Origin of the sequence: Streptomyces sp. NPDC051286, assembly GCF_044455345.1 — a bacterium.
GTDB lineage: Bacteria > Actinomycetota > Actinomycetes > Streptomycetales > Streptomycetaceae > Streptomyces.
On record NZ_JBITER010000093.1, the window covers coordinates 1 to 9,660 of the forward strand.

9 protein-coding genes, 1 tRNA gene and 1 pseudogene are annotated in these 9,660 nt (G+C 67.0%); 6 read left to right on the forward strand and 5 right to left on the reverse strand.

Annotated elements, in window-relative coordinates; all coding sequences use genetic code 11:
- The first annotated feature begins 324 nt into the window (after nt 1-324).
- A tRNA-OTHER gene (locus tag ACIBB8_RS36555) sits at nt 325-416 on the forward strand.
- Nucleotides 417-648: 232 nt separating this feature from the next.
- Nucleotides 649-1,032 (forward strand): hypothetical protein, encoded by a 384-nt coding sequence (locus tag ACIBB8_RS36560; protein ID WP_398959584.1) that lies wholly within the window; start codon nt 649-651, stop codon nt 1,030-1,032.
- 368 nt (nt 1,033-1,400) lie between these two features.
- Here ACIBB8_RS36560 and ACIBB8_RS36565 read toward each other — a convergent pair whose 3' ends face one another.
- The 3 genes and pseudogenes from ACIBB8_RS36565 to ACIBB8_RS36575 form a co-directional block, all read right to left on the reverse strand.
- Nucleotides 1,401-1,898, reverse strand: a complete 498-nt coding sequence (locus ACIBB8_RS36565) for a hypothetical protein (protein WP_398959586.1) — start codon at nt 1,896-1,898, stop codon at nt 1,401-1,403.
- Nucleotides 1,899-2,518: 620 nt separating this feature from the next.
- Nucleotides 2,519-2,713, reverse strand: coding sequence for an e9imm peptide (locus ACIBB8_RS36570; protein ID WP_398959588.1), 195 nt, complete (start codon nt 2,711-2,713; stop codon nt 2,519-2,521).
- Nucleotides 2,714-2,745: 32 nt separating this feature from the next.
- Nucleotides 2,746-2,862 (reverse strand): annotated as a pseudogene (locus ACIBB8_RS36575) (NUDIX hydrolase); the annotation flags it as partial.
- Between the two features lie 79 nt (nt 2,863-2,941).
- Here ACIBB8_RS36575 and ACIBB8_RS36580 point away from each other — a divergent pair.
- The 3 genes from ACIBB8_RS36580 to ACIBB8_RS36590 all read left to right on the forward strand — a co-directional run bounded on the left by ACIBB8_RS36580 (nt 2,942) and on the right by ACIBB8_RS36590 (nt 7,080).
- Nucleotides 2,942-3,547 carry a hypothetical protein gene (locus ACIBB8_RS36580; protein ID WP_366689148.1) on the forward strand — a complete coding sequence of 202 codons (606 nt, stop codon included), beginning with the start codon at nt 2,942-2,944 and terminating at the stop codon, nt 3,545-3,547.
- The gene (locus ACIBB8_RS36585) at nt 3,547-3,918 is read left to right on the forward strand and encodes a hypothetical protein (protein ID WP_398959590.1); all 372 of its coding nucleotides are present in this window, start codon (nt 3,547-3,549) and stop codon (nt 3,916-3,918) included. The genes ACIBB8_RS36580 and ACIBB8_RS36585 overlap by 1 nt, the downstream gene beginning before the upstream one ends.
- Nucleotides 3,919-4,401: 483 nt before the next feature.
- Nucleotides 4,402-7,080 carry a HelD family protein gene (locus ACIBB8_RS36590; protein WP_398959592.1) on the forward strand — a complete coding sequence of 893 codons (2,679 nt, stop codon included), beginning with the start codon at nt 4,402-4,404 and terminating at the stop codon, nt 7,078-7,080.
- Nucleotides 7,081-7,160: 80 nt separating this feature from the next.
- On the opposite strand, the gene ACIBB8_RS36595 is transcribed toward ACIBB8_RS36590, so the two are convergent.
- Entirely contained in the window at nt 7,161-7,331 is a 171-nt protein-coding gene (locus tag ACIBB8_RS36595) for a hypothetical protein (protein WP_398959594.1), read from the reverse strand.
- A 599-nt stretch (nt 7,332-7,930) separates the two neighbouring features.
- Between ACIBB8_RS36595 and ACIBB8_RS36600 the strand changes: the two genes are divergently transcribed.
- Nucleotides 7,931-8,338 (forward strand): hypothetical protein, encoded by a 408-nt coding sequence (locus ACIBB8_RS36600; RefSeq protein ID WP_398959596.1) that lies wholly within the window; start codon nt 7,931-7,933, stop codon nt 8,336-8,338.
- A gap of 384 nt (nt 8,339-8,722) precedes the next feature.
- On the opposite strand, the gene ACIBB8_RS36605 is transcribed toward ACIBB8_RS36600, so the two are convergent.
- Nucleotides 8,723-9,541 carry a hypothetical protein gene (locus tag ACIBB8_RS36605; protein ID WP_366689153.1) on the reverse strand — a complete coding sequence of 273 codons (819 nt, stop codon included), beginning with the start codon at nt 9,539-9,541 and terminating at the stop codon, nt 8,723-8,725.
- Nucleotides 9,542-9,660 lie beyond the last annotated feature (119 nt).

The window sequence follows — 9,660 nt, forward strand, 5'->3', positions numbered from 1 at the left end:
GCGCCGTGTGGAGTCTGCGTGGCTCGTCATCGGGTGTGACCGCCAAGAACGCCGTCAGCTTCGGAGCCGCGTCCGTAGGCCTTCCGACCTCCGGCTTCCCGCTGTTCGGTTACTGGATGCTTCGCTGACCCCGGAAGCGGGTCACACGCCTGCGCTGGCCGTCCATGAGCACCCTCCCCCGGCCCACGTGGCTCTGAGAGGGGGCTTGCTGTGCGGGTGACATCGGGCCAGGCGTGGACGGCACCGGTGAACCCTCGTCGCCCGTGGTCACCTGTCGTCACCGGCCACCTTCGGCGACTCTCGCACGGCTCGGTGACGGCCCGAGCGGCTTGGGCGGGAGCTGCCACCAAGTAAGTGGTCTTGAAAACCGTCGTGGCAGCGATGTCACCGTGGGTTCAAATCCCACACCCACCGCAGATGAACGGCCCCTGACCAGGTGAATCGGTCAGGGGCCGTTGTCGTGCGTTCTGCCCGCCAGCATCCGGGGTTCCCCGCCAGTTCCCGGCCGATCGGGCACGACAGGGGCACGGACACCTTCTGATCCGTAGCTCTAGCCGGATCGGTCAGTGATGGCCATTCTGGTCGCTACCAGGCCCCGGAGGGGCGCTACCGGACGAGGGCGGTTACTGGGGTTGCGGTACCTGGCTGTTGTACCGCAGCATCCCGGTGGGGGTGACCATGGAACGGCATTTGCTGGAGAAGCTGTTGGCCGGTGACGACGAGGCGTCCGCGGCTGCTCTGGCCGCCCTCCGCAGCGGCGACACCTACAGCGTGTCGGATACGACGTATCCCGCAGAGCAGCATGCCGGGGTCTTTGCACGCCGACTTCGGCGCATGCGGCAGCACGGAGTCGAACCCCTTGGGCTGGAACGAATGGTGCAGCTCCTCCGCGAGCATGGCCGGCCGGTGTGCGTAGGGCTGATCGATTCTGCCGATCAGAAATGGACCTTCCTGTGCTACTTCACCGAGGACGGCAGTGCACTGGTGGCCTGCGCTGGCTGGCCACGGATTGCCAAAGAAACACCGCTTTAGGAGCGAGGTTGGGCGATCACGGGCCCGAGCTGCGGGTTCTCTGGCTTGGCGCAGTGCGGCCATACTGCCCGCTTCGCGCCCAGATTCCCCGTGAGTCCCCGCCCGTTCTGGCACGGCCCGAGAGCTGCGCCGTGTCTCCTCGATGCGAACTACGGGCGCCAAGGTCGCTGAGGCCTACGGAGCTGGTTAACCAGTCGCCTGGGATGGGCAACGGTCGTCCGTGGTCGCAGTGGTTGCTGTACTTCGCTGCTGTACAGCCGGGCTCGGTCGGTACCACCCAGGACGCCGATTGCACGTCACGCTGTCGCCCGCTGCTCCTCGCCCAGCGGGGCACGGCGCACATCCGAGAGGACGTGGCGCTTCGCCTATCAGTGGGAACCACGCCGTGGTGGACGCAACAAAGCCCACATGGCGAGCGTGCCGAGATGCCATTTGAGTCGTTCAGTGAGCCGTTGGACAGTGGAGCGGCGCAAGGCACATAGCCACACGTAACTGCTCAAGGAAACGCAGAGACAACCCCAGCTCTGCCACCACAAGGCCAACATCGACGGATCTCGGTCGGCGTACCAGTAGAGCGCCCAGGTAACTGAGGTGGCCAATCCCAACGCGACCAAGCCAGCGCTGAGTACCTGACCGCGAACCGCCCAGCGAGAGGCAAAGATGCCGACAGGTATCTGGATGGCGACATGGAACATCAGGAACCAGGCCATCAGGCCGAATACCTGGCCGTACGTTGCCATGGACACGGCCGGAATCTGGAACAAGCCGATGAGTAGCAAAGCGCCGCTCAAGTGCATGGCTGCAACGTTCAACAGAACGTGCCACGCTCCGATCCGCTGAGGTTCGCGGTCACTCGTCTGCACCATGACCTCCCCCTGGGCTCCTGAGCCGCCCGCCACTGCTGGCGGAGTGTACAGCCACTCATGGCGTGACTGTCGACCTGCTGACATGCTCAGGTGCACCCGGCATCCACCCTGCACCCCCCACTACCTGTCCCAGCTTCCATCCCGTCCGCCGTCGACCCACACACCGTGGAGCGGGCGTGGTTCCTGGCGTCCAGGTAGAGCGCGCCACTGTACGAACGACCTGGACGCCAGGGGCCGCGTCTGCTCGGCTCTGCCTGGGTCGGCGGTGGACGGGATGGAAGCTCCCCGCGCACACCACTACGTCCCGCAGTCGGCAACGGCGCCCCCGCCATCCCGGTGCCGGCCGATCCCCCGCCGGAGGCACTGTTCTGACCTCGGCTGTGCTATCTCAGCCTAGCCCCGGTCTGGTCTTCGCCCCCTTGTGGGCGCGGGCGGGCGACGGCGCGCGGCCCCGGTGACGAAGGCAAGGAGGGGCGGCGCGGCGGCGACCGACCGGCGCCGCCGCGCTGTGCGCGGCACCTTGGATCTCCGATCGGACTGCTTGCAGCTTGGGAGGCCGGGAGCGACGGCGAGCGAAGCGAGCCCTTGATGAAGTAGAGAAACTCTTACCGCGCTAGAGCTCAGAGGGCGATCGGCTTGTATGCCAAGGCCCGGTCGACGATCTCTTTGGCGCTCAACTCCTGGTCGGAGTCACAGTAGATGTAGTCGCTGATGTGGGGGCACACCAGTCCGCGCTCCAGGGCGTCGAGGATCTCGCCTGTTTCCGATTCGTCGGCAACGACGTCCAACAGGCGCTGGACTAGGGACACGGCCACTGCACGGCTCATCGTTCGCTGCGGCTGCATGGTCACCGCGCCGTCGTCAGCCGGTGGCCGTCGTGGCTCCGGACATGAGGGCCTGCCCCGTCGAGGGCGTCGAGCAGTCGGACCGCGTACACCTCTGCCATCCGCTCAGCGACCTCTTCGCTGTCCCTGTTCCTGCCCCGGGCGGCCACCGCCGACAGCCCGTTCGGCTTCATCGTCATCGACGATCCCGTGCAGTCCATGGACCCCGCCAAGGTCAACGGGCTCGCCCGGGTCCTGCACGAGCTCGGCGAGCACCGGCAGGTGGTCGTGTTCACCCACGACACCCGGCTTCAGCGCGCATTCACGAGCCAGGAGCTGCCGGTGACCGTGTTCGAGGTTGAGCGGGGCGAGTCGTCCAAGGTGAAGGTCAAGCCGGTGACTGATCCGGTGCGGCAGGCGCTCGACGACGCGCGGGCCCTTGCCAGTACCACGGACCTGCCGGCGGCGGCACGGAGCCATGTGCTGCCCAGCCTGTGCCGTATCGCCCTGGAGAACGCCTTCATCGAGGCCGCTTGGATCCGGCACCACCGCTCCGGCGGTCCCGAGCACGCGCTGCAGGCCGCCGTCACCGACGCCGACAAGTTGATGAAGGTTGCTGCGCTGGCCCTGTTCAGCGACGCTGAGCGGACCGGCGACGTCTACCAGAAGCTGCGCACCCTTTGCGGACCGCGTGCGGTGGACCTCCTCAAGCAGTGCCAGAACGGCGCCCACGCCACCGGGACGCCGATCGCCGTCCCTCACCGCTTCGTGAACGACATCGAGGCCATCGCGCAGAAGGTGCGCAAGCCGGAGGTGACGGCGTGATGAGTATCCCCAGCACCTCCATCGAAGACCTTCTTTTGACGGCCGACCGGCTGATCGCTGGCCACTGCCTGGGCGCCACGTCTGCCGGCCGTCACCGCGGAGCCTCCCTCGCCCTGCGGACCGCCCTGGAGATCGCCGTCGACCGCACTCTCAACGCCGCGGTGCCGGGGCTCGCTGGCACCACCACGCGGGCCAAGCTGCTCTACCTGCGCTGCTACACAGCGGCAGAGACGGCCCGCCGGGCCAAGGCCGTCTGGTCGCACCTGTGTCTGGGGTGCCACTACCACCAGTACGAGATCGGCCCCACGCACGACCAGGTTCGTGCCTGGCGGGCGGAGGTCGGCGAGCTAGTCCAAGTATTGGTCCCCTGACCGCTTGTTACCAGCGGGTCCCTGATAGTTCGTCCGCCGGGGTACGGGCATGTGCCCGGCGCAACACCCTTCGGGACGCTGCACGGGAGGGGATATACATGGACACCGGTAGTCGACGAGGCTGGCTTTGAACCGGCCGGCCGCGCCGAGGCCAGTCTTCGGCCGATCCACCTCCCGCCATCGCCGCCCAGGGGCCGAACGTGCTCCAGTCAGTCCGCAGGCTGCGCGCGACGAATGCCGAGGTAGAGATCGTCCACATCCGTCGCTGACAGCCACGGTGTCCTGTGACGGTCGCGCGGAGCCCACGCGCCGGACACTCCGTACTCAGCCGTGACCCGCTGCGGCTTCCACCTCCGGCCGAGGGCGCCCTGTAGCGATTCTGCATCGAAAGAGCGCAAGAAGCGTGAAGGAATCTACGATCACCCGCGAGACGCAGATACCGCGGCTCGCGGCCACCACCGACCAGGGTCAGGAGCGGGGCGTATGGCAAATTCCCGGCGGGGCGCGGTCATAGCCCAGGAACAGCAGGGCGTGGATCTCGCGTACGCGTGCATCGAACAGCGCGCGACGAATGATACCGCCGTGGACACGGCCTACCGCGAGCAGAACGAGATGCCTGCACCGGGTACTTCGGGCACACCTACGGACCAGCGGGCAGACCGCGACAACCCCCTGGTGTTCATGCGCGTCGGCACGCGTGCCGACGAATCGTTCCTTGTCGGACGGCAGGCCGTGTGGAACGAGGACCGCGATCTGGTCGTGGTGTCCTCGGCTGCACAGAAAGCCGTCGAATGGCGCCTGGCGACCGAGGACGACCCGGGTGAGGTCCTGCTGCGGCGTCAACTCCGCTTCAAGCAGCACGCACCGCGACGAGTAAGCGGCTACTTCGACGAACTCCTGCTGCACAACTACGAGTCGGAGTTCATATCCGCCGCCGTGGAAGACGAGAGTGTCGTGGACGCTCCACCGTCCGGGACATCCGACCCTGAAGGGGACGCGCGGGTAGAGGCGGGTACGGAGCCGACCGAGGAGGCGACTGCCCCCTCGCTACGCGATCTGCTGGTCGACGACCTCGACCTGCCGCGCGACGGGACCATGCGCGACATCGTGGAGACGGTGCAACGCGAACAACTCCTTCTGGTGGCCCACCAGCGTCCGGGTGCTCTTGTCATCCAGGGCGGTCCGGGTACTGGCAAGACTGCCGTCGGCCTCTACCGGGTGATGTGGCTGCTCGACAACGACCACTGCACGGCCGACGAGGTCCTCGTCGTCGGCCCGCACCAGGGCTTTCTCGACTACGCCGGGCAGGTCCTGCCCGCTCTGGGCGGTGGATCCGTGGCGACCATGACCCTCGACAGGCTCCTGACCGGCGACAGCAACCGGACGGCAACGGCGATGGACACGTCCGAGGCGGAATTCCTCAAGGGCGACGACCGGATGGCCGACACCCTGCACCGCGCAGTCGAGGCCCACTGCCGGCCACACCGCTCACGCGTAGACCCGCTCCTTGTCGAGGACGCTCATGGAGAGCGCACCTTGTTCTGGTTCACGTGCAAGGGCCGCCGCTACGAGACCGACGTCGCCCCGTTGCTCGCGCTCGCCCGAGAGGCGGTGCGCGAGGCCGGTCCCTTCAACGCCCGTCAGGACCGCTTCCGGCTGCGCCTCGCGGGCAACCTACTGCTCTCAGTACCAACCGCGACCCCGCACGACATCCTGGCCAGCAAGGAGGTCGCCGCCTTCATCCAGCGGGTGTGGCCACGGCTGAACGCCGCCGACGTCTACACCAAACTCCTCAAGAGCCAGAAGCTGCTGGCAGATGCCGCGCCGCTCCTCACCACCGAGGAACTCCCTACCCTCCGGCACGCGCAGCCTGAGAAAACCGCGTGGACCGCCTCCGACCTCGTGTGCCTCGATGAACTGGAATGGCTGCTCAACGGATCCGACGGCCGTCGCACATACGCCCACATCGTGGTCGACGAGGCACAGGACCTGACGCCTATGCAAGCGCGGGCCCTGGGCCGCCGCTGCCCTTCTGGTTCGCTTACCGTACTCGGCGACTTGGCCCAGGCCTCCGGGCCGCACGCGTACCAGTCGTGGCGCGAGCTGGTCACGTTGCTCACCGCCGGCTCGCCATGGACCGTCGAGGTCCTGAAGACCGGCTTCCGCCTGCCCCCGGAGGTCGCCGACTTTGTCGCGCCCCTCGCCCGGGCCGCCGCACCCCGTGTGCCCGTAGCGCGCTCTGTCCGTCCCAGGCACGACGGCCGGACCGTGACCATGGCACAGGTGACCGGCCCGGACCTGCTCGCGGAAGCCACCGCACTGCACGTCATGGAGATAACCGAATTGCAGGACGGGAGATCCACCGCCGTCATCGCCCCGCAGGACGACACGCTCATCACTGCCCTGCGGGAGACGCTCGCGCAGGCATCGCCGACCATACCCGTACCAGTCTTGCACCCCGCAGAGGCCAAGGGCATCGAGTTCGACCACGTCGTGGTGGTGGAACCCGCTGCCATCTCGGCCGGCACACCATCCGGTCTGCGGGCTCTGTACGTGGCGCTGACGCGCTGCACCCAGACGCTCAGCGTCGTCCACCACGCTGCTCTCCCCGCCGTACTCGGGGACACCCCCCTGGCGTCGAGCGCAGTCGTACCCTCAGCCGAGCCCACGTCCCCCGCTGCCCCCACCCCCGAGGAAACACTGCCCGCCATGTCGTCTACACCTGCCGAATCGGCCACCTCGACTCCGTCATCCGACTTCCAGGAGTTCCTGCAGGCGGCGGTAGCAGCCGACCGCAGGGACTCCGTCCACGAGCGGCTGCGGCACAACCTCCTTGCTCAGCTCTGGGAGAGCGGGAAACCCGAAGACAGCACCACCGCGGACATCATCCGCTCCAACGACAACGGCACCCACCTCTTCGAGGTGCTGCACGCCGAGCAGCCGACGTACCTCGATCTGCGCGAGGCCGCAACGCGCACAGCGGAAATCCGCTTCGGTCTGGCTCGGTCCATCGATCGCACCTTCCTTGTATGCGCAGCCGCTCCGGTCGAACCTTGGGCAATCGCGACCGTAGAAGGAGCCTTCGACGTCTCGGTGATCTGGTGGGACAACGGGATCTGGCAGGGCGCCGAGACTCACACTGCCGTACCAGGCCGAGGGTGATCTGCTGCGGAAGGACCATCGGCCGGCGCCGGATACGACCTCGACACACATCGTGTCGCTTCGGGCCGAAGGTCCGACGCTCACGCCTCGGCAGTGACGCCGGGCGGTCCGAACGCCCGCCCGCACCGCGGTTGGGAGATGGGCCACGCGGCGGCGTCCTCCATGGTGCGCAGCGTCCTCGCGGCCTTGTCCGGGTCTTGGTGGTTGGTCCAGCCGCGCCCGGCGCCATCGAACGCTTGCATCCACTGCACGCCGGCCTCCCGGGACCGGTTTAGGGTGCCCGAGTTGTAGGCCACGGCCGACTTGGCGAGCGTCAGCCGACTCCGCCCATGCCGACACCGGTACCCGGGCACCATTCCGGTGATGGCGCTCTCTGAAATCGCCACCCCCGCTCACCTGGTTCGCCAAACCTGCTCAGCTGGTCTCCCACCTCTTTGTGTGCCCGCAGCGGCAGGGGTCGGCTTCGTCGTATTCGTCTCGTGGAACGGCGTCGCCCCCATCCGCGCCCGCACAGCATGTTCCTCTGGCGCGCCGCCGACGAGGTTGTGGCGGGAGGTGACGGCCAGCGCGGGGGAGAACGACAACCGGTTGAGGCAGAAAGGACCGTCGGGCAAGGGCCGTCGTTGAGCGACGTTTGCTCAGGTGACAGGGGTGCGTGTATAAGACGTGAAGATCATGTGAAATCCAAGTATCAAGGTGCGGTATGTCTCGACCTCACATCTCCCGCTTTGCCTGTGCGGCGCTGCTCGCAGCCCTGCTGACAGGATGTGCCACAGAGCAACGCGGTGACTCGACGGCGGCGAGCGGCCACAGGAAGGCGGCTGCGACAGCGACCGAGCGACCGTCCTCGGTGAAGAAGCGCCACGTCCACTGTGCCAAGGGCACCGTCGAAGCCCGTCTCAAGTGCCTTGATCCCAGTACGAAGAAAGTTCAGGTGCGCGGCAGCGGGAAGGCCCTGGACGTGACGATCACCGTTTCGTCGGGTGCTTCCCTGGCACCGTTTGGGGTTGACGCCATGGTTCACGGGGAGAACCAGACGGCTGTCCGCGCGGCGGCGAAGGTCTTCGGACAGTCTTCTGTCCAAGGGCTGTCGATCATCGGGGTGGGGCCTGCTCAGGACAAGTACGGAAGCACCAGCACCCAACCTCTCTGGGTCTGGGGCAGCTACCACGGGCACTTCTCCCAGTTCAACCTGAACGTGCTGGAGATGAAGACTCTTTGGGATGCCGCCGACAAGGCCGCGATTCTGCTCTCCTGAACAGGGGGCGCGACTGAACTGCGCGGCAACTCGCTCCGGCCGCGCGACTGTGGGGCACCACACGCGGTCCGGGCCGATGCGGCCCGGGTAGCCCTGACCGACCCGATCATCGTCGCCTGCCCCTACTGCAGGCTAGACACGGCGTTCCGGAGCAGCCTGCGGATGTGCCGAGCGGCGGGGGAGCGCGGCCTCTGCCCGAGCTCCCGCCTCCGTCAAGGTCACGACCCGCGGCACCGCCCGTCCGGCCACTGCTTAACGGGACGCACTGGAGCCGACCGCGCTCCAGAACTCCGCGACCCCGCAGAACAAACAGGACGATCAACAACTCATCACGCATTCACGACCGCAGGTGAATTGAGGTCAAGGCTCCTATTCGCCGCCCGGTTATGCGTGGACGCGGAGTTGGGCGTGCACCTTCCACCGGGTGCCATGGGTGAAGGCGACGCGGAAGGCGTAACAGCGTTCGTCTGCCGGGTTCCACGCGATGCCTCTGCCGTGTGGGCGGACCAGAGGCCGCACTCCGAGGACTGCAGTGGATGGCTCACAGACGAGATCCCATACGTGGTTGGGAAGGGCGAGGCTTGCCAATCGCGGAAGGAGCACGTCAGGCGCGCTGGCGTCGTGGGCGTGGAAGCAGCTGACCACGCCGTCGAGTAGGGCCTTGACGATACCTGCCGAGCGCCGACCGGGAAGGTCAGGACCCGCCAAGGACAGGTCCAGCACGAATGAGTCTGCCACTCGCCCGGCCGTAGGCCTTCCGGTTCGTATCGTTGTGCGCGGGCGCAGTCGCATCCACCATTCCCCTGGCGTCCGCGGGAGCACGTCGCCAAGGTCGGCAGCGAGATCACCGATCACGCAAGTGGCTCCTGGGTCGGGATCAGGTATGGCCGAAGCGAGGGCGTAGCGCAGATGGTGCCGACCGTCGGTGCTGCTGCCGCGGCGGCAGACCAGCCCCGGACCGAGCAGATGCCCATAGGCCCCCGCTCCGACGTTGTACAGCAGAACGTTTTCCACATCGACGAACGCGTCGTCCGGGGCGTCGTACTCAGCTATCAGCCCGTGCCCACCCTCCGGCTCAAGCGCCCGCAGCGCCAGTCGCAGTTCATCCCGGAACCTACGCTGCCATCCCCTGGGCTCGAACGGCAGCCGCGCCACACTCCAGGCTGAGACGATGCTCCGACTTGTCTCAATCTCATAATCCATCCCAGCATCGTCACCAACGCATGCTGAACCGCCCCGGGTTCGGTAGAGATCTCAGATTGTGGTTGTGACCTGGGGTTTTGTGGATTTCATGTAGTGGTTGGTCTCGTACTCGACGGGCG

Coding starts and splice junctions, on each gene's coding strand:
- ACIBB8_RS36565 (WP_398959586.1), bottom strand. CDS start 1,898: ATGGTGCAGACGAGTGACCGCGAACCTCAGCGGATCGGAGCGTGGCAC.
- ACIBB8_RS36580 (WP_366689148.1), top strand. CDS start 2,942: ATGGACCCCGCCAAGGTCAACGGGCTCGCCCGGGTCCTGCACGAGCTC.
- ACIBB8_RS36585 (WP_398959590.1), top strand. CDS start 3,547: ATGAGTATCCCCAGCACCTCCATCGAAGACCTTCTTTTGACGGCCGAC.
- ACIBB8_RS36590 (WP_398959592.1), top strand. CDS start 4,402: ATGGCAAATTCCCGGCGGGGCGCGGTCATAGCCCAGGAACAGCAGGGC.
- ACIBB8_RS36605 (WP_366689153.1), bottom strand. CDS start 9,541: ATGGATTATGAGATTGAGACAAGTCGGAGCATCGTCTCAGCCTGGAGT.